The sequence below is a fragment of the Thioalkalivibrio sulfidiphilus HL-EbGr7 genome (assembly GCF_000021985.1).
GTDB lineage: Bacteria > Pseudomonadota > Gammaproteobacteria > Ectothiorhodospirales > Ectothiorhodospiraceae > Thioalkalivibrio_A > Thioalkalivibrio_A sulfidiphilus.
Map to the genome: position 1 here is coordinate 633,845 of NC_011901.1, position 18,621 is coordinate 652,465.

17 protein-coding genes and 1 pseudogene are annotated in these 18,621 nt (G+C 61.6%); 1 reads left to right on the forward strand and 17 read right to left on the reverse strand.

The features are described 5' to 3' along the window. Window position 1: 1 nt before the first annotated feature. From TGR7_RS16725 to TGR7_RS03045, 15 genes are all read right to left on the reverse strand, one after another. The gene (locus TGR7_RS16725) at window positions 2-1,378 is read right to left on the reverse strand and encodes a restriction endonuclease subunit S (RefSeq protein WP_012637184.1); all 1,377 of its coding nucleotides are present in this window, start codon (window positions 1,376-1,378) and stop codon (window positions 2-4) included. Continuing rightward, window positions 1,378-1,569 (reverse strand): hypothetical protein, encoded by a 192-nt coding sequence (locus TGR7_RS02980; protein ID WP_041440867.1) that lies wholly within the window; start codon window positions 1,567-1,569, stop codon window positions 1,378-1,380. Before TGR7_RS02980 ends, TGR7_RS16725 begins: the two co-directional genes overlap by 1 nt. Window positions 1,570-1,609: 40 nt before the next feature. After that, window positions 1,610-2,524, reverse strand: a complete 915-nt coding sequence (locus TGR7_RS02985) for a DUF5655 domain-containing protein (protein ID WP_012637185.1) — start codon at window positions 2,522-2,524, stop codon at window positions 1,610-1,612. Next, window positions 2,521-2,982 (reverse strand): type II toxin-antitoxin system death-on-curing family toxin, encoded by a 462-nt coding sequence (locus TGR7_RS02990; protein ID WP_012637186.1) that lies wholly within the window; start codon window positions 2,980-2,982, stop codon window positions 2,521-2,523. Before TGR7_RS02990 ends, TGR7_RS02985 begins: the two co-directional genes overlap by 4 nt. Before the next feature lies 1 nt (window position 2,983). Next, complete coding sequence (locus TGR7_RS02995; protein ID WP_041440870.1) at window positions 2,984-4,000, reverse strand: hypothetical protein; 1,017 nt, start codon at window positions 3,998-4,000, stop codon at window positions 2,984-2,986. Between the two features lies 1 nt (window position 4,001). Continuing rightward, the gene (locus TGR7_RS03000) at window positions 4,002-5,969 is read right to left on the reverse strand and encodes a type I restriction-modification system subunit M (RefSeq protein WP_012637188.1); all 1,968 of its coding nucleotides are present in this window, start codon (window positions 5,967-5,969) and stop codon (window positions 4,002-4,004) included. Window positions 5,970-6,009: 40 nt separating this feature from the next. Continuing rightward, on the reverse strand, window positions 6,010-6,144 hold the full coding sequence (locus TGR7_RS03005) for a hypothetical protein (RefSeq protein WP_012637189.1): 135 nt from the start codon (window positions 6,142-6,144) through the stop codon (window positions 6,010-6,012). Between the two features lie 206 nt (window positions 6,145-6,350). Continuing rightward, window positions 6,351-8,360 (reverse strand): site-specific recombinase, encoded by a 2,010-nt coding sequence (locus TGR7_RS03010; protein ID WP_012637191.1) that lies wholly within the window; start codon window positions 8,358-8,360, stop codon window positions 6,351-6,353. Window positions 8,361-8,468: 108 nt separating this feature from the next. Further along, complete coding sequence (dauA, locus tag TGR7_RS03015) at window positions 8,469-10,253, reverse strand: C4-dicarboxylic acid transporter DauA (RefSeq protein ID WP_012637192.1); 1,785 nt, start codon at window positions 10,251-10,253, stop codon at window positions 8,469-8,471. Between the two features lie 157 nt (window positions 10,254-10,410). Next, the gene (locus TGR7_RS03020; RefSeq protein WP_012637193.1) at window positions 10,411-10,890 is read right to left on the reverse strand and encodes an LEA/WHy family protein; all 480 of its coding nucleotides are present in this window, start codon (window positions 10,888-10,890) and stop codon (window positions 10,411-10,413) included. A 198-nt stretch (window positions 10,891-11,088) separates the two neighbouring features. Further along, window positions 11,089-11,457: a type II toxin-antitoxin system VapC family toxin gene (locus tag TGR7_RS03025; RefSeq protein WP_012637194.1), complete on the reverse strand. Its 369-nt coding sequence runs from the start codon at window positions 11,455-11,457 to the stop codon at window positions 11,089-11,091. Continuing rightward, window positions 11,454-11,651: a type II toxin-antitoxin system VapB family antitoxin gene (locus tag TGR7_RS03030; RefSeq protein WP_012637195.1), complete on the reverse strand. Its 198-nt coding sequence runs from the start codon at window positions 11,649-11,651 to the stop codon at window positions 11,454-11,456. The genes TGR7_RS03025 and TGR7_RS03030 overlap by 4 nt, the downstream gene beginning before the upstream one ends. 415 nt (window positions 11,652-12,066) lie before the next feature. Further along, the gene (locus TGR7_RS03035; protein ID WP_245523021.1) at window positions 12,067-13,269 is read right to left on the reverse strand and encodes a type II toxin-antitoxin system HipA family toxin; all 1,203 of its coding nucleotides are present in this window, start codon (window positions 13,267-13,269) and stop codon (window positions 12,067-12,069) included. 133 nt (window positions 13,270-13,402) lie between these two features. Further along, entirely contained in the window at window positions 13,403-13,648 is a 246-nt protein-coding gene (locus tag TGR7_RS17720; RefSeq protein WP_041440873.1) for a HipA N-terminal domain-containing protein, read from the reverse strand. Beyond that, a complete protein-coding gene (locus TGR7_RS03045; protein ID WP_012637196.1) occupies window positions 13,645-14,016 on the reverse strand; it encodes a helix-turn-helix transcriptional regulator in 372 nt (123 codons plus the stop codon). Before TGR7_RS03045 ends, TGR7_RS17720 begins: the two co-directional genes overlap by 4 nt. A gap of 172 nt (window positions 14,017-14,188) precedes the next feature. Between TGR7_RS03045 and TGR7_RS03050 the strand changes: the two are divergent. Continuing rightward, window positions 14,189-14,884, forward strand: a pseudogene (locus TGR7_RS03050) (hypothetical protein); the annotation flags it as partial. A gap of 66 nt (window positions 14,885-14,950) precedes the next feature. On the opposite strand, the gene glyA reads toward TGR7_RS03050, so the two are convergent. Then, window positions 14,951-16,198: a serine hydroxymethyltransferase gene (glyA, locus tag TGR7_RS03055; protein WP_012637198.1), complete on the reverse strand. Its 1,248-nt coding sequence runs from the start codon at window positions 16,196-16,198 to the stop codon at window positions 14,951-14,953. 62 nt (window positions 16,199-16,260) lie between these two features. Next, window positions 16,261-18,558, reverse strand: a complete 2,298-nt coding sequence (gene metE, locus TGR7_RS03060) for a 5-methyltetrahydropteroyltriglutamate--homocysteine S-methyltransferase (protein ID WP_012637199.1) — start codon at window positions 18,556-18,558, stop codon at window positions 16,261-16,263. Between the last annotated feature and the right edge of the window lie 63 nt (window positions 18,559-18,621).

The following is an 18,621-nucleotide window of genomic DNA, read 5'->3' on the forward strand; positions in this document are numbered from 1 at the left end:
TTTAGGCGCTGGCGGCTTCTGCCGCTTCTTGTGGTTCGGTGTTCGGTTTTTGCCAGCCACGGACGTCGATCTTTCCGGTGACGGCAGCTGATATAAGCGCGGTTCGGTGCTCCCTAAGTAACTCAATTGCGCGCGTTGCCTTTTCCGTAAGAAGCCGGTACTTCTCCAATTGCCCATTTAGAAACTGAAGAATCTCCATCATTTCCGAGGGCGGCGGCATCGGCACCATAGTATTCCCCAAATACTCCTGCTCTATGCTTTCTACGGTCGCACCTTGCTTTCGCCATTCAAGCAGCAGGTTATCCTCATGCCCTTCAACGAAATATGAGAAAAACTCAGAACGGGTTTCATCCCTAAAATCTATTGCCTTCATGTCCTGGTTAAGTGTGACCTCAACAAGATTCACGGCAACCGGAATAGTTCTTTGAAGAATTCCTGACCGGACGACAACCAGAACCTGTCCAGGCCCAATCAGGCTAGTTGAACTCGCTGCAATAGCCTCAACCGTGATCTTGTCCTGCGAATCGGCAACATATCGAGACTTCATGTCCTTTGGGGAAACCCACGGAATATCACCACCCCAATATTCGGGTGAATCTTTGGATGGTGTGCCACCACCCTTGAAGATGGCTGTGTACTTCAATTTCTCAAGCCTCCAATGCGCCGGCACTTCACCTAGCCACTCCACACCGGAGTCCTTCATCGGCGCGTCGGGGTTTAGGCCCTTGGTGACGGCATGGGAGATCACCGCCTGCCGCTTTTCCTTGAGCAGCTCGATCAGCCGCTGCTGCTTGGCGATCAGCCGGTCGATCTTGGCGGTTTCGTGGTCGAGGAAGGCGGCGATACCTGCCTGCTCGCCGGCTGGGGGGAATAAAAATGGCGTCCCCTGGACCTTCTCTGCTGTGTAGTGAGGAATCGTAGACTTGTTGCAGATTATGTCGATATAGCCAGCACTCTTGATGAAGCTCATCCAGTAGTAGAGATAGCGGCTACTGTGTTCGCCCTTCGGGCGCGCCCTATTAATCGCATTCTGAAAATAGCATTCTGGCAATTCGCCCTGCCAAACAGCGGAACGGCCGACATCCCCGCCCTCGCTAATCACTACGTCGCCAACCATCAGCCTCAACGCCTTACGCTCGGCAGGCGAGAACCACATTTCTTTTACGGTGCTGAGGTCGACACCACCCCAGTTCACATTTGCAGCTCGGAGATACGGCAACAATCTGTCTGCCGGTGTCTTAGCGTCACTTTGCAGCATCTTGCCAAGCACAACGTCATGGGCATTTTTGATCTGCCCCGTCATCCAGTGCACAGGTATCGGCGGTAGCAGGTCATGCCGTGTTTCACGATACTCTGGGTAGGCTTGGTACTTCCCCATCAGGCATGCACCTCAGCCAGCAACCCCATGATCTCCCGGCTGACCTGATCCAGGTCCGCGTCGATCTCCTCCAGCGGACGCGGCGGCACATACTGGTAGAAGTGGCGGTTGAAGGGAATCTCGTAGCCGACGATGCCCACCTGACCATCCTGCGCGTCCTTCCTGGACGCGTCGAGCCAGGCTTCGGACATGCAGTGCGTCACCGCGCGGGTATCAACTCTATGGGGATATTCAGTTCGCATCGTAGCTCGCCTGTATCAGTGCCCTGGCTTTTTCCAGGTCGGCGGGACTGGCAAGGGTCACTTCCAGGTCGCCGGTGCCGAAGTGGCCGATGTTGCGCACGTCGCGCGAGAATCCCTCTTCCAGCTCGATGTCGTCGGGATTAACCTTCAGATATATCTGCACTGTTCCCTTGCTGGGCTTCACCTCGACACAGGCGAAGTTCTTGATGCGCTTGAAGGCGACATAGAAGCGCAGGGTCTTTTCCTGCACGTCGTCGCCCAGCGCGAGCAGGTGGGCGCGCAGCGCTTCAAACAGGTCCAGCAGCGGGCCCTGCAGGCCGGCCAGGGTGTCGGAGATGGTCTTGTAGGAATTCACGCTGGCGGCCGTGCCCTGTGGCTTGGTGTCCGCCGCCGGCTTGGCACTGACGGCATTCATGAGTTCAAGCAGCAGCAGATCGTCGCCGAAGCGCTTGTAGCGGATGAGCTCGATGTTGCGGTTCATCTGCTGCACGGCGTGTTCGTCGTACTTGCTGAATCCGCCGGCGATGCACAGCAGCCGCGGCGCCGACCAGTCGATCTGATCCGCCTGCTGTGTGCCGAGCTGTTTTTGCACCAGCAACTGGAACTCGGCGCGGTGGTCCATCAGCCAGTCCAGGTAGAACAGCCCCTGGTTGATGACGTTTTCGTTGGTGGCGCGCTTATACTCGATGATGACCGGGCAGCCGTTCTCGTCCATGCCCAGGGTGTCGATGCGCCCGCCGTGCCTGGGCCCGGTGCTGTATTCGCTGGCGAGGAAGGTGACGCCGAGTAGGGCGTCCAGGTTCTGTTCCATGAGGGCCTGGAGGGACTTCTCCAGCGCGACGGCGCTGCCGGGGATTTCCTGGGCCGTTTGCCCCTGGGTGCGGAAGAGCTTGATGTCGGTCATGGAAGTTGATCACCTCCATCTGAAACGGCTTCGAAGATCTTCAACTTGAGCTCTTCTGGGTATTCATCATTCTCGATCAGTGAAAGCACAATCTCACCCAACAGCTCTTTGCCGATCTGGTTTTTAGCAAGCCAGACCGCGACGTTTTCCATTTCCAGCACAAACTGTTTCACGCAGAAGTCGAAGCCGTTCAGCTCAAGGAAATAGGCGCCGAGGGCAATACTGGAGCGTTTGTTGCCATCGTTAAAGGCATGGAACTTGTTAATCGCAAAGACAAGATGGGTCAGTTTTTCCTCGAACGTTGGGTAATACACATCGTTCTGTATGTGATCGAGTGCGCTTTCGAGATAACCGATTTCCAGAATGCCAGGCCGACCGCCGCTGTTCTCGATAATCCAGTCATGGACGTCTATCGCGTGCTGAATGTCGAAATAGAAGATCTCCAAATCATCCGCCATATCAGCGGTCCTTCAGGCGTTTGAATACCGCTAGCGTCTCCGGGTCTGAGAGGCGTTCTTCGAGGGTTTTACTGGTTTCGCCGAGGAACTTCTCGAAATCGCTTTCCGGCACCGACTGGACGTACGACTCCAACTTGTGATGCAGTGCATCCCGGAAGCAAAGGTCGCGGCTTGCCATCTTGACTCGGGCGCTTTCAAGCACCGGCCTCAGGTACGGGCTGTTTTCAGCGCCGGCAATAATGTCGTCCAGTTCGCTCGGCAATAGTTTCCTGCCGAGTTTCGTGGCCTGCGCCTCCAGCTCGTGGGCAATGCCACTTTCAAAGCTCGCAATCGCCTGAAGCACCTCTGCATACATGGTGTCGCGTGGGTTTTCCGTATTCACCAACTTCAAGATCCTTCGGTACTCCTCCGCGTTCTCGTTGAAAACTGCTTGATAGACCTTGTTGGTGTATACGGCATATTTGTGGTTGCCCATATGCAGGTGATTTTTCAGGGCATCCGTGAAGGCCCGGCGATAGCTGAACTCCTGGTAGGCGGCTGGCAGGTAGTCCTTGTCACGCTGATTGATATAGCGGGTATGTCCTCCGGCCTTTTCAGCCATCACATCAATAACCACGTCAAGAATGCGGCTTCTAATGGCGCGGGCACGCTCGCTTTCGGTCACCAACATGGCGATGTTGAGGAGCGCCCTGAATGAGAAGACGCCAAGCACCGAGGTTTTGGTACCGACATCTGTGTCGGCACCATATGCTAACTTGAAGTTTTTTAAGGCCTTTCCCTTGAGGACACGATAGCCGTTCTTCTCCAGCTCCTCGCCATTACTGGAGAGGTACCGCTCCACCGTCCGCTCATCAATGCCCATCAGATCAACGACTTGCATCTTGGTGAAGACGAATTCCCCCTCGAACTCCGTCCCCGAAACCCTCAGCTCCAGATTTTCTCTAACTTTTTCAATCGCATAGCGATTGTTGAGGATATTCTGGCGATCCGTTTGAGATGTGGTGAGATTTCTAGCCATTTTAGGCATGCACCTCCTGCAGCAACGCCATGATCTCCCGGCTGACCTGATCCAGGTCCGCGTCGATCTCCTCCAGCGGGCGCGGCGGTACGTACTGGTAGAAGTGGCGGTTGAAGGGTATCTCGTAGCCGACGATACCCACCTGGCCGTCCTGCTCGTCCTTCTTGGATTCGTCGATCCAGGCATCGGGCACGTGGGGCGTGACCTCGCGGGCGAAATAGGCGTGGATGTCCTCGCCCAGGGGGACGTTCTCGTTGTCGCGCAGGTCGGGATTGGGTTCGGGCTGGCCCTTGGTCTTGCAGACCTCGGCCTGGTCGTCGTGCTCGCCCAGGTGCTTCTGCAGCAGCTTGAAGGCCGGGGCCGGTAGCGTTGCGCCGTTCATGTGCACCTTGAGCCACTTCTTGAAGGTGCTGCGGGAGAGGATCTTGTCCTCCTCGAAACGCGGCAGGGCGTCGAGGATGGCCTGGCGCAGGGCCTTATCCAGCTTCTCCCAGCCCTTGTCGGCCTGCAGGGCGGCCAGCCGGGTTTCGTCCTTGGGGTGGAAGGCGAGCTGCAGCGGGCGCTCGACGGTGATGCGTCGGTAGCCAAAGTCCGTGGTGTTGAAGATCTTGCTGGTCTCGGTCTCTTCGAAGGCGCCGTAGAGGCGCACGATGGTCTCGATGCTGTCCTCGGTGAGGTACTTGCGCTTGGAGCCGAGCGACTTGCGCATCTTGTCGCCCATGTCGGTGGCGTTGATGAGCTGCACCCGGCCCTTGCGCTCGGGCCGCTTGTGGTTGGACAGCACCCACACGTAGGTGGCGATGCCAGTGTTGTAGAACATGTCCGTGGGCAGGGCGACGATGGCCTCCAGCAGGTCGTTCTCCAGGATGTGGCGCCGAATCTCGGACTCGCCGGAGCCCGCGCCGCCGGTGAACAGGGGCGAGCCGTTGAGGATGATGCCGATGCGCGAGCCCTGCTCCTTCGCATCCCGCATCTTGCTCATCAGGTGCATGAGGAACAGTAGCGAGCCGTCGGAGACACGCGGCAGGCCCGGGCCGAAGCGGCCGGCGTGGCCCTTGAGCTTGTGCTCGTCCTGCACCTGCTTCTGCACCTTTTTCCAGTCCACGCCGAAGGGCGGGTTGGAGAGCATGAAGTCGAACTGCTGGGCGGGCAGCTGGTCATCTGACAGGGTGTTGCCCAGTTTGATGTTGTCGATCTCGTGGCCCTTGATGAGCATGTCCGCCATGCAGATGGCGTGGGACTCGGGGTTGAGCTCCTGGCCGAACACCCGCACGCGGGCGTCCTGGGAGATGGAGTGGATGTATTCCTCGCCCTCGGACAGGAAGCCGCCGGTGCCGGCCGTGGGGTCGTAGACGGTGACGATCTTGCCCGGGGCGATCTTCTCCTGCTGGTCGGTGAACAGCAGCGCCGTGGTCAGGTGCACGATGTCGCGCGGGGTGAAGTGCTCCCCGGCCGTCTCGTTGGAGGATTCGGCAAAGCGGCGGATCAGCTCCTCGAAGATCAGGCCCATCTCGTAGTTGCTGTGGGCCTGGGGGCTCAGGTCCGTGCTCGCGAAGCGCTGGATGACCTGGTACAGCAGATTGGCCTCATCCAGCTTCTCCAGGAAGCCGTGAAAGCCGAAGTGCTCGAAGATCTCCCGCGCCGCCGGGCTGAAACTGCGGATGTAGGTGTCCAGGTTATCGAGTACCTGGGTCTCACCCAGGCTGGCAAGGTCCATGGGCGAGGTGTTGTAGAACTTGAGCCCGCCCGAGGCCTTCTCCAGGAAGGGCCCCATGGGCAGGTCCGAGTCCTTGCGCTTGTCGTATTCGGCCAGCACCGCCTGTTTGGTGGGCGCCAATACGCACTCCAGGCGACGCAGCAGGGTGAACGGCAGGATGATGCGGCCGTACTGGGATTGCTTGAAATCGCCCCGCAGGAGGTCAGCGACGGACCAGAGGAAAGAGGCGGTGGTGGAGAAGTTTTCGGGCACGGCTGATCGATCTCTATCTACGTGGAAGCAATGTGGGTCGTCACAGGGGGGCTGGGATGGCCACGCCCCGGGCGGCGTGGATGCCGGCCCGGTCGGCGTCCTGCGCGGACCAGCCAGCGGCGGTGAGCAGCCGGTCGATCTCCCTGCGCGCTTGTTGTTCCGGTTGTGGTGTCATTATCTGTCCGGCGCCCTGATTTCCCTTCGGTGAGAAAGGTATCACAGATCGGCGGGATGGCCGGAGGGGTGGGCAGGCGACAGATGCTCAAACGGCGTAGGGCGAGAAGTGGTTGTCCTCCTGGGTCAGCAGGCGCAGAAACTTCGGGTGGAGGAAGTCAGCCTGTTGCTCAGGTCCGACCCCCATGATCCTTCTGGTGAGTGTTTTTAGGGTTTGTCTTGCTGGGCCTGTTGCCTGGCTGGCGGCAGCAGGAACTCCCTGGGCCGTTCACCGATGCGCCTCAGGTAGGCCTTGATCAGCCGGTCAAGGGCGCCGATGCGCGTGCCCCGGGCCCGCAACGCGATGTACAGGGCCAGGGAGAAACTCACCCACAGGTTCACGGCGCCGATGAGCAAGACAAACACGAAATAGGGCAGCAATGCCAGTAGGGCGTCCAGTCGGGTGGCGGCCACGTAGCCCAGGTTGGCAGAGCCGAAGGCCACGTGCTGAATGTCCAGGGGCAGGGACAGCAGGTAGCCCAGATAGCCGGTGGTGCCGAGCAGCACGCCGAAGAAGAAGTTGCCCGCCAGGGCGCCGTAGTTGTGGCCGATGTAGTCGGCGAAGCGTGCCCGGGTCCGCTCCGGCAGGATGCGGCCGAGCAGAGGATGGGCGTGCAGGCGGCCGGGCAGGTTCAGGTAGGCGCTGCGGTTGTCGAAGAAGCCCGAGATCAGTCCCGCCACGAACAGCCACACGCCGGCAATGGCGGCGTGGAACAGGGCGAGCCCCGAGATGGGCGAGAGTTTGTCCAGCTGGTAGCCGGCCTTTTCGGGGCTCAGCACCGGCAGGCCCAGCAGCTGCGCGTACAGCCAGCCCACCAGGATGGCCATGGGTAGGGCCACGCCCACATTGCCCAGCACCGCCGCGAACTGGGAGCGTCCCACCTGGATGAGCAGGTCCGCCAGTTTGCCGGGGCTGGCGGTGCCCTTTTCCGTTTCCTCGATGGCGGCGGCCAGGCGCGCGGCGGTCATGGCCGGCTGCTTGGTGGCCACGGTGAAGTGCAGGATGTGGATGAGCACGAAGCCGAGTCCGTAGTTGAGACTCACCCACAGGGTGTTCCACCCCGCCGACAGTCCCAGGGCCTCGATGTGGATCTTGATGAGTGCCATGAAGGCGATGATCAGGCCCGCGCCCGCGCCGCTTTTCAGCATCCCCAGGTATTCGGCGCGGTCGGTGGTGATGTAGTGCTCGCCGGTCTCGCTGGCCTGCTGGGTGACGCTGCGCGACAGCAGCTTGATGTTCTCCTGCCACAGGGCGCGCAGGCTGTTGCGTCGCGCGTTACGGATCACCAGTTCGCGGAACAGGCCGGCAGCGGCCCGGCGCCGCGCGGTGGTGTCGGAGGGGTCGAGGACGTCCAGCAGGGTGGTGATGCGTGTCAGGGTCTGGTTCAGGCGTTCGAGCAGATGGGTGAGCGAGATGCTGCTGCCCCGGGTCACGGCGCGCTTGTGGAAGGTGGCGAGCTGCTCACGGCACTGCTCGATGAGCACGTGCACGTGCTTGTCGTCGTCAAACGCCTCGATGTCCCCGGACAGCCATGCCCGGTAGGCCTCCACGTAGCCGGCAAGCTCCCGCTGCAGGGCGACGAAGGCGGAGTGGCGCTTGGCGATGGACGGGTCCAGGCGCAGGAACTCGGGCTCCAGTTCCTCGGCGGCCACCCACACGGCCAGCATTTCCAGGGCGTAGAGCACTTCCTCCCGCGCCCGCCGGGTGATGCGTCCGGATTCACTGGACAGGCAGCCCAGGCCTTCCAGCAGGCGCCACCAGGCATCGTTGGGCAGCGCCGCCACCCACTGGGCGTCCTTGGGATCGTGGAACACGTGGGCCAGCACGTCCTTGAGATTGCTGTGATCGAGAGGACGGGGATTGAGACGCTCGTAGAGGCGTTCGGCGAACTCGCGCAGGAAACCACGGCGGGAGAACAGGCCGATCTCGGTGTACAGGGTGAGGTGCCGCGCGGTCTCCAGTTCACTGGCCATGCGTTCGCGCAGGCGTTCACGCAGCGCCGGGTGATCGTCCAGGGCGATGCCCAGCTGTTCGATGCGGTTCACCACCGCGGCGACGCCGCGGGACACGTCCTCGGGGCGCAGCCAGTCCATGATCAGGCGCAGGGTGTCGGCGAGGTCCAGGTCCTGGTGTGATTCAAGCCGGCTCAGCAGGGCTTCGGCGCTGGTTTCGCTCATGGTGTCGGGGTGTGTGGGTGCGGCGACAGGATAGCGCGGTCGCGAGGGGGTGTCTCGCCGCTTCGGCGCGGGCCTGTCATCCCGGCCAGGGTATTTGCGCACCAGGGTTCAGGCAGAGGCCCTGTCCTGCTTTGCCGTGTGTGACGGCTGGCCGGCCTTCTCCGCCAGCCAGCGCTCGGCGGTGCGCACCGCGCTTTCCAGGTTGCTGGAATACATCAGCTCGCCCCGGGTCTTGCGGATGCCGGCCCGGCGCAGCTTGGTGATCATGCGTGGCTGCAGGTCGACGAAGATCAGGCCGATGCCACGGCGTCGCATGTGGCCGAGCATGGTCTCCACGGCCACCAGGGCGGTGGCGTCCATGCTGGTGACGTCGTGCATGTCGACGATGATCACCTGGATGCTGCTGTCCACCAGGTGCAGGGTGTCCACCGCCTTTTCCGCCGCGCCGAAGAACAGTGGTCCGTTCATGTCGAACAGGGCCACCTGGGGCGGCAGATCCTCGCGCAGCCGGGCCTCGGCAGGGGTGATGCGCCGGGCGTTGGTGATCTGCGCCATGCGCCGGATGAACAGGGCGGCGGCCAGCCCGATGCCCACACCCACGGCGATCACCATGTCGAAGATCACCGTCAGCAGGAAGCAGGTGAGCAGCACCGCGACATCGCCGCCGGGGGCCGAGCGCAGGGTGTGCACGAAGTGGCGCACCTCGCTCATGTTCCAGGCCACCACGAACAGCAGCGCGGCCAGCGCCGCCATGGGCACCAGGCCCAGCAGGCCGGCGAGGCTGACCACCGCCAGCAGCACGGCCAGGGCGTGGAACACGGCGGACAGGGGCGAGACCGCGCCGCTGCGGATGTTGGTGGCGGTGCGGGCAATGGCGGCGGTGGCGGTGATGCCGCCGAACAGCGGCGTGATCAGGTTGCCGATGCCCTGGCCCACCAGTTCGCTGTTGGGGTCGTGGCGGGTGTTGGTCATGCCGTCGGCCACGCTGGCGCACAGGAGCGACTCGATGGCACCCAGGATGGCGATGGCGATAGCCGGGCCGATGAGCTGGCGGATCAGCCCCAGGTTCACCTGCAGGGGTTCGCCGTTGGGTCCGGGCAGGTTCCAGGGCAGCATGAAGCTCGGCGGGACGGGCGGGATGCCCTGGCCGGAGCGCTCGCCGATGGTCCAGGTGAAGCTGGAGGCGATGGTGCGGATCGAGGCCTCGTCCAGGTAGAGGTTCACCACCCAGCCCACGGCCGCGGCGAGCGCCAGGGCCACCAGCGGCGCGGGGATGCCGATCTTGAGCCGCGGCCAGAGCAGCAGCACCGCCAGGGTGAAGGCGCCGATGGCCACTTCCTGCAGGCGGATTGTGTCGAGGGCCTCGGCGATGTGCCAGACGTTCTCCACGTAGTGCTCGCCCATGCTCGGCATGGTGAGCCCCAGGAAGCCCGGGATCTGCAGCGTGGCGATCACCACCGCGATGCCCGCCGTGAAACCAACGATCACCGGGTAGGGCACATAGCGGATCAGTTGCCCCATGCGCATGAAGCCCAGGGCGATCAGGATCATGCCCGCCATGAGTGTGGCGATGAGCAGACCGCCCACGCCGTGCTGCTGCACGATGGGGAACAGGATCACCACGAAGGCCGCCGTGGGACCGGAGATGTTGAAGCGCGAACCGCCGGCGATGGCGATCACCGCGCCGGCGATGATGGCGGTGTAGAGGCCGTGCTGGGGCGGCACGCCCGTGGCGATGGCCAGGGCCATCGCCAGGGGGATGGCGACGATGCCGACCGTGAGTCCGGCGAGCAGGTCGCGTCGAAGCTGGGAGAGTCCGTAACCCGCGCGCCAGGCGTTGCGCAGGCCCGCGCCGAAGGCGGGGAATTGAAATGGTTGTTGTTTGGATGTCACCGCCGCGGGTCACTCCTGAGATGGTCCGATCGACGACCGGGCGCGATGGCAAGAAAGTATATCAGGACATTCTGAAACGTGAATCTGTTCAGCGCCGTTTTCTGGCGGGATCCGCCGGCATGCCGTGGCATATACGGGGTGAGTCCGGAGTCGGCCGTCACCGGCCGGGACCGAGCAGTCCCAACTCCCCGCTGGAGTCGAACTGCACCGGCAGGCCCCAGCCGGTCACGGCGATCCGGCCGTGCAGGCGGTAGGTCATGCGTTCCAGCCGGGAGTCCCCCAGGTCCCGGAACTGCCGCGCCAGGGACCAGAGGCTGGAGGAGACCTCCACCTCGGTGAGCGCCTCGCCAAAGCCCGGCACCTCAAGCGGCCGGTTGGAGACGCCCTCGGCGAAGCGTTCATCGTTGATGTCCACCCGGAAATCCAGCCCGCGGATATTGAGGGCGAAGTCGTTGGGGTTCTGGATGCGCAGGGTGAGCCGGTAGCGCTGCTCGAACAGCTCCACCTGCTGCATCTGCAGCCCCACCAGATGTATGCGCGGCGGCTCGGCGCCGGGGCGCATGGCGGCGCAGCCGGAGAGCAACAGCACGATCAGCAGCATGGACAGGGCGCGCAGGGACAGGGATCTGGGCAGCATGGGTGTGGCCTCCTTACGGATGGAGTGTAGGTCAGGCGGGAGGGGGCGGCGGGTTGAGAGTCTGGAGTGGTGATTTGACCTGGATGGTCTGGGCTATATGGCTTCATATCAGACCGAAATGGGAAGAAGATTCCCCGCTGTGTTTGTGAACTGCCTGGGTCCGACCCCGGCATTGCGGCACAGATCAATGCCGGTCAATCAATCCTCGCCATAGGCGAGGTTCAGGGTCTCGGCCACCGACCGCAGACGCTTGTCCCGTGTCCACAGTTGCGTCGAGCCGCCCAAGGTCACCGCGGCCAGCAGGTGCGCATCCACGTAACCGATGCCCAGGCCCTTCAGCGCGTTGCGTTCGATGAAAAACAGCACCTCCTCATCGCTGGCAACGACCGCTTGCGGTAGGTCCTTGAGCAGCCGCAGTACCTCGCTGCGGTTACGCAGGTTGCCGCAGGCCAGCTCACCGACCACGAAAGGGTGCATCAGCACCTGACTGCGGTTCAGCAACTCCGCGAGCACCGCATCACCGGTGCGCAGGTGATCGACCCAGACCGAGGTATCAACCAGGATCATGCCGGATCGGACTGTCGGCGGGGCACGGTCTCCAACTGCGGTTCACTGCCGCCCAGCCGTGCCAGCCGCCGGGCGCTCTCGCGCTCGATCAAGGCGCGCAGCCCCTCCCGCACCAGGGCGGCTTTTTCGGTCATTCCGGTGATGCGTTGGGCTTCGGCCAGTAACTGGTCATCGATGTTCAGGGTTGTACGCATGGGGAGCGCCTCGTTAGGTTTCGGATGCATCAAATAATACATCACTTGATGCTTTTAATCGTGCTGCGCGGGATGTGGGAAGGGGGGAGAAGGGGTCCAAGGGAGAATGGGGCGTTTAAGGCGATCCTGTCGGCTGTGAGGCGTGAATGGTCTGTATGGCCAATTGGTTACGGAGGTCAGACGCCGGCATGGGCATCCCCCCTGTGTACACAATTGACCGATGTTCACGTTCCGTGAACAAGGGCACCTGGTGGACAAGTGCCTGACGGCTACCGGACGTCGTGAAGCCGAAGGCGTCTGAAGATGACGGGTTCCCCTCCGTTCCCAGGTGCTTGGAACTGCAATTTGAGCCGTTGGTTATCGTGGTCCGCCCCGGGTGTCATCCCGGGTGTCATGATCATGGGGCAGCGATTTCTCACCCTGCCGTGTTCGACGACAGACGCAAGGCGCCGCGGATTCGGTCGCGGTGGTCCGGGTCGAGCCCCGCCTCGTCGGCATACTCCGACCAGCGTGCCACCACGCGCTGGATCTCGTCGAGTATCGCCTCACCACGACCACGCTTTAGGCCGGCCACCTCCGCACAGGCGACGAAGTCCGCCGACACGAAACCGTCGCGCTTGCCGTTGAGGCTCATCTGGTGGGTGGAGGTCCAGCGCCCGCCAGGCTGGTAGCTGTAGGTCACGTCAAAGGCCGGCGAGAGGGACCAGCGCCCGGCCCGGTCCATCAGAAAGGCGATGTTCTTCACGTGGTCGTCCTGATTGCGGGCCACGATGTTGAACACCATGCGGCGAAACTGCTGCTCCACGTCGCGCATGGGCAGGCGCAATCTGCGGATGACCTGGAAGGCCTGCTCATAGCTGTAGGCGCCGGCCATGTTGTAATCGAAATGCGCCAGTGCACCAAGGGACTGCATGTGCAGCTTCTCGCCGCCGTCCAGTCGGTCGAAGCGTCTGGTCATGAAATGCCGGCGGCCGTTCTCCTCCAGCAGGCGACATTCGTTCATGGTGATGCCGGCATCGCGCGCCATGAGGAAGTAGGCGTACTCGATCACGCCGTAGCCCTTGGGGTCTTCAAGCTCCTTGTCCTTGTTGCCGCTCACGCCGTCGAACTTGAGCAGCCAGTAGCCGAACCCCTCGCCCGCGTCCACCTGCCCGGAGCGTACCTCGTTGGTTTCCGGGTTCCAGGCGATCACGGCCTTGGCGCGCGCACCGCCCGCGGAGGTGCCCACCTGCAGGATCTGCTGCAGGGCGTCGCCGTTGTGCATCTCGTCACCGAAACGGGTGGCCAGTTCGCCGCGGTGGGTGAGGATGTCCGAGGCCAGCGCCACCAGTTGATCCACCTGGATCTTCTGCGCCGCCCGCGCCTTCGGGCCTGTCACCGGCTCGAACTCCAGCGCACCCATGCCGCGCCTGCCGGTGTAGCAGAGACGCTCCACGGAATTGAAGGAATCGGGGGTCCTGCCCTGGGTGGCCAGCCAGGCGTCGATCAGGGCGTTGCCGAACTTGTCTGGCAATGAATCCGCCAGCAGGCCGGGCAGACCGTGGAAGGTCTCCCGCGCCAGAGCGGGGAAGCGGTAAACGCCGGGGGCTAGTGTCGTGTCCCGTAAATATCTTGCCATTCAGAGCCCCGCAAAAGCGCCAAGGCAAGGCGCACACCGCAGGCAATGGCAGGCCCTTGGCAAGGTGTGCAACGCGGCATTGGCGCTTTTGCGGGGCTCCCTTCGGGCGCGGCTGTGCGGGCGTGTGGCGGTGTTACGCTTGCTTGAAATGGGGGTGGCCATTCCTGCGCAAGCGTGCCTTGCCACACGCCCGCACAGCCACGCTGAATGGCAAGATATTTACGGGACACGACACTAGCGGCATGGTCAACGGAGCGATCTCGATGCCGCTTCGGGCAAAGGCCGGGTCATACTCGAAGCTGGCGACGTCGTCGCCGTCTTCCAGCGCGACGGCGCCGATGGTGCTGCCCCAGAGTTTCACTTCAGCCACCGACGTCACGATTCATCACCCCATGTCCATGCCTTGCCCCCGGTGCGTGCCTTGGGGCCGGAGGGCGCACGGCGGCCGGATGCGCGCTGGCGGCTGCGGCCCGTGGTCTGTTCCTTGAGCCGTTCCATGGGCGTTGGGCCCGGCTCCGGCATGAGCTGATCCAGGGCGCTCATCAGGCCCAGCACCCGGAACAGCCGCACCAGGGTCACCAGCTGCACGGAATGCCCCGCCTCCGCCCGCTCCACCGTGCGCTTGCCCACCCCGGCCTCGACCGCCAGTTGCGCCTGGGTCAGCCCGCGCCCGATGCGCAGCCTGGCGAGCCGTTCGCCCAGCTCTGCGAGCACCGCGTCGTCTGTGAACTTTTCGTCGAGTTTCATGATCGCCACTTATGACGAGATAATGCCTATATGATCCATTATATCGCCACAAATTGCGAATTATTTTTAGTAGGGACTTCTGGGAGGTTTGGTTCTTTGCCGTGAGAGCTGGCTCCCCTCCGTGTGTGCGTCCCGGGCGCTAAAGATGATGGATGTCCACTTTCTGCCGATCGAGATGGGCGACGGCATGGCGTTGTTTTGCTCCGGCCTCGCCGGCCACTTCTTCAATCGGCCCGGTACCCATTGGCCGGAGTCCGACGTCACCATACTGGAAATGGGCATCCTGGCGCGGGAAGGCTATGAAGATCAGCTCACCGTGGCCTACATCTCCATGATGAGCCACATCAACGATCTCGTGGAGCGCCATCAGCACGATGCTAGGCCCACATTGGTGGTGACCGACGAAGGTCACATCATCACGACCAATCCGTTACTGGCCCGCTACGTGGTCAAAATCACGAAGATGTGGCGCAAGCTCGGCGCCTGGTTCTGGATCGCCACCCAGAACCTCGAGGACTTCCCCGACGCCAGCCGTAAGATGCTCAACATGATGGAGTGGTGGCTGTGCCTGGTCATGCCCAAGGAAGAAGTCGAGCAGATAGCATGTTTCAAAGAACTGACCGACGTGCAGCGCAGCCTGCTGCTGTCGGCCCGCAAAGAGCCCGGTAAGTATGTTGAAGGCGTGGTGCTTTCCGATAACCTCGAAGCCCTGTTCCGCAATGTGCCACCGCCATTGTCACTCGCGCTCGCCATAACCGAGAAGCACGAGAAGGCAGAGCGCGCGGCCATCATGCGCGAGCGGAACTGCAGCGAGATCGAGGCGGTTTATGCCATTGCCGAGAATATTTCAAACTGTAACCGTGCTTAATTACATGGTTCCAACTAATGAGAAAATGGACCTCACGGCAAGCCCGCAATCGGGTCGGCGTCAAACTCAGCGATAGACTGGAAACGCCTGTGTCAGCGTCGCGACGTGTTCGCGAACCTGGACAATGCGCCCGGGCTCCTGAGGTGAGTCAAGAACATCGGCGATTAGGTGCCCGACCTGACGCGCTTCGTCCTCGCGGAAACCGCGCGTGGTCATGGCGGGAGAACCGAGGCGAATGCCCGAGGTAACGAACGGCTTCTCGGGGTCGTTGGGGATGGCGTTTTTATTGACCGTGATGTGGGCCTCGCCGAGGACACGCTCGGCTTCCTTGCCGGTGATCTGCTTGGCGCGCAGGTCAACGAGCATCACATGGCTTTCGGTGCGGCCGGAGACGATGCGCAGGCCACGCGCGATCAAGGTGTCCGCCAGCACCGCTGCGTTCTTTATGACTTGTTGCTGGTAGGCCCGGAACTCGGGTGTCATGGCTTCATTGAATGCGACCGCCTTGGCGGCAATCACGTGCATCAGCGGACCGCCCTGGATGCCGGGGAATATAGCCGAGTTGATCGCCTTCTCGTATTCGGCCTTCATCAGGATCACACCACCGCGCGGGCCGCGCAGGCTTTTGTGTGTAGTGGTGGTGACGAAGTCGGCATGAGGCACAGGGTTAGGGTAAACCCTGGCGGCGATCAGGCCTGCATAGTGCGCCATGTCCACCATGAAATACGCGCCCACTTCCTTCGCCACGCGCGCGATGCGCTCGAAGTCGATGCACAGCGCGAAGGCCGAGGCACCGGCGATGATGAGTTTCGGTTTGCTCGCGCGAGTCTTGCGCTCCAGGGCTTCGTAATCGATGTCTTCTTCGGCGTTCAGGCCGTAGCTCACCACATTGAACCATTTGCCGCTCATGTTCAGCGCCATGCCATGGGTGAGGTGACCGCCTTCGGCCAGGTTCATGCCCATAATGGTGTCGCCCGGTTGCAATATGGCGAAGAATACGCCTTGGTTGGCCTGGGAGCCGGAGTTCGGTTGCACGTTTGCGGCTTCGGCGCCAAACAGCGCCTTCACTCGGTCGATGGCCAGTTGTTCCACCACATCCACATGTTCGCAGCCGCCGTAATAGCGCTTGCCGGGATAACCTTCGGCGTATTTATTGGTGAGCTGGGATCCCTGCGCCGCCATGACGGCCGGTGAGGTGTAGTTTTCCGATGCGATCAGTTCAATATGCTCTTCCTGACGCCGGTTTTCGTTTTGAATGGCGTTGAATATTTCAGGGTCAATGCGATCCAGTCGGTATTGTTCGCGGTCAAACATAGTGAATCCTCAACCGAAATCCCGGCAAAAAGCCGGGATGAAATAATTAATACAAAAAGCCGTTACGCCGCGTTTGCACGTAAGGCATTTGCCGCCGACACCATGTTTTGCAACGCCGGAATCACCTCACTCCATTGACGTGTCTTCAGGCCGCAGTCCGGGTTGACCCACAGGCGCTCCGCCGGAATACGTTCCGCCGCTTTGGTTATTAGATCCACTGCCTGCTCCACCGAGGGAATATTGGGCGAGTGAACATCGTAAACGCCGGGACCGATTTCATTCGGGTATTCAAATTTCTCGAACACATCCAGCAACTCCATGTCGGAACGCGAGGTCTCGATGGTGATGACGTCGGCATCCATTGCGGCAATCGCCTCGATGATGTCATTGAACTCCGAGTAACACATGTGGGTGTGGATCTGGGTTTCATCACTGACACCGTTGGCCGTGATGCGGAACGACTCCACAGCCCAGTTCAAATACTCCTTCCATTGCGACTTGCGCAACGGTAGGCCTTCACGCAGCGCCGCTTCGTCAATCTGAATCACGTGTACACCGGCGGCTTCCAGGTCCAGAACTTCCTTGCGCACGGCCAAGGCTAGTTGCAAGCAGGACTCACTGCGCGGCTGATCGTCGCGCACGAAGGACCAGTTGAGGATGGTGACCGGGCCGGTGAGCATGCCCTTCATCGGCTTGTCGGTGAGCGATTGCGCGTACTTGATCCACCCCACGGTCATCGCCTTCGGGCGGCTGATGTCGCCGAACAGGATAGGCGGTTTGACGCAGCGTGAACCGTACGACTGCACCCAGCCGAACTGGCTGAACACATAACCGTCCAGTTGCTCGCCGAAGTATTCCACCATGTCGTTGCGCTCGGCTTCACCATGCACCAGCACGTCCAGACCGAGTTTTTCCTGTTCTCGCACGGCGTGTTCGATTTCGGCTTTCATTTTTGCCGTGTATTCATCGACAGAAATTTTCTGCTTCTTGTAGGCCAGGCGCGCTTGACGGATATCCGGCGTCTGTGGGAAGGAGCCGATAGTGGTGGTCGGATACACCGGCAGATTCAGGTGCACACGTTGTTTGGCGGCGCGCGCGGCATAATGGCTCTGACGCTTGCCCATTTCGGGGGTGATATTTCTTACGGCGGCTTTTACCGCCGGATTGTGAACACGCCCGGAGTTCTTGCGACTGTCGATGGCGGTCTGGTTGGTGGCCAGTTCGTCGGCAACGGTTGCGCGGCCCTGGTTGATGGCTTTGCCCAGCACAGCGAGTTCCGCTAGTTTCTGTTTGGCAAAGGCCAGCCAGCTACGGATATCGGCATCCAGTGTTTCTTCGCTGTCCAGATCCACCGGCACATGCAGCAGTGAGCAAGACGGCGCAATCCACAAGCGCTCACCGAGTTTCTCGGCAATGGGCTCAAGCCAGTCGAGCGTGGCATTCAGGTCGGTTTTCCAGATATTGCGGCCGTCAATCGCACCGATGGACAGCACTTTATGGCCCGGCAGCCAGTCCACGACCTTGCTGATCTCGTCACGGCCACGCACCGCATCCACATGCAGACCCGCCACCGGCAGATTGCAGGCCAGTTGCAGGTTGTCCTGCAAGGTGCCGAAGTAGGTGGCCAGTAATAATTTTAACCTTGCTCTTTTCAATGAGTGATAACTCTGTTCGAAGGCGTGCTGCCAGTCGGCATCGAGTTCGGTCACGAGGATGGGTTCATCGACCTGCACCCACTCCACGCCCTGTGCGGCCAGCGTTTCGAGCAGTTCAGCGTAGACCGGCAGCAGGCGCTCAAGCAGGGCCAGCTTTTCTGAGTCGTCCTTGGCCTTGCCGAGCGCCAGATAAGTCACCGGGCCGATGATCACCGGCTTGGCCTTGACGGAATGTGCTTTCGCTTCGGCCAGTTGCTCCAGCAGGCGCGAGGCATCCAGCTTGAACTTAGTGGCGGCGGTGAATTCGGGGACGATGTAGTGATAGTTGGTATCGAACCACTTGGTCATCTCGCCGGCCGCCACACCATCGCACGCGCCACCGCAATGCGCCTCGGCGGACTCGGCAGAGCGGCCGCGGGCGACGCGGAAGTAGTTGTCCAGCATGTCGCCATGAAAGCTGCTAACGCGCTCGGGCAAGTTGCCCAGGGTGAAACTCATGTCCAGCATCTGATCGTAAAACGAAAAGTCGCCGACCGGCGCGAGATCCAGCGCCGACTGGTCCCGCCAATGGCGCTGACGAAGCTCGGTGCCGAGTGCCTTGAGTTCTTCGAGGGATGACTGTCCTTTCCAGTAGGATTCGAGGGCGAACTTCAGTTCGCGCCTGACGCCGATGCGCGGGAAGCCGAGATTATGCGTGCGTGCCATGTATCTGCCTTCATGTTATTAAATGATGGCGCCATCCTACGTTGTTCAGTCCATGAAAAAAAA

Coding starts and splice junctions, on each gene's coding strand:
- TGR7_RS16725 (WP_012637184.1), bottom strand. CDS start 1,378: ATGGGGAAGTACCAAGCCTACCCAGAGTATCGTGAAACACGGCATGAC.
- TGR7_RS02980 (WP_041440867.1), bottom strand. CDS start 1,569: ATGTCCGAAGCCTGGCTCGACGCGTCCAGGAAGGACGCGCAGGATGGT.
- TGR7_RS02985 (WP_012637185.1), bottom strand. CDS start 2,524: ATGACCGACATCAAGCTCTTCCGCACCCAGGGGCAAACGGCCCAGGAA.
- TGR7_RS02990 (WP_012637186.1), bottom strand. CDS start 2,982: ATGGCGGATGATTTGGAGATCTTCTATTTCGACATTCAGCACGCGATA.
- TGR7_RS02995 (WP_041440870.1), bottom strand. CDS start 4,000: ATGGCTAGAAATCTCACCACATCTCAAACGGATCGCCAGAATATCCTC.
- TGR7_RS03005 (WP_012637189.1), bottom strand. CDS start 6,144: ATGACACCACAACCGGAACAACAAGCGCGCAGGGAGATCGACCGGCTG.
- TGR7_RS03010 (WP_012637191.1), bottom strand. CDS start 8,360: ATGAGCGAAACCAGCGCCGAAGCCCTGCTGAGCCGGCTTGAATCACAC.
- TGR7_RS03020 (WP_012637193.1), bottom strand. CDS start 10,890: ATGCTGCCCAGATCCCTGTCCCTGCGCGCCCTGTCCATGCTGCTGATC.
- TGR7_RS03025 (WP_012637194.1), bottom strand. CDS start 11,457: ATGATCCTGGTTGATACCTCGGTCTGGGTCGATCACCTGCGCACCGGT.
- TGR7_RS03030 (WP_012637195.1), bottom strand. CDS start 11,651: ATGCGTACAACCCTGAACATCGATGACCAGTTACTGGCCGAAGCCCAA.
- TGR7_RS03035 (WP_245523021.1), bottom strand. CDS start 13,269: ATGGCAAGATATTTACGGGACACGACACTAGCCCCCGGCGTTTACCGC.
- TGR7_RS03045 (WP_012637196.1), bottom strand. CDS start 14,016: ATGAAACTCGACGAAAAGTTCACAGACGACGCGGTGCTCGCAGAGCTG.
- glyA (WP_012637198.1), bottom strand. CDS start 16,198: ATGTTTGACCGCGAACAATACCGACTGGATCGCATTGACCCTGAAATA.
- metE (WP_012637199.1), bottom strand. CDS start 18,558: ATGGCACGCACGCATAATCTCGGCTTCCCGCGCATCGGCGTCAGGCGC.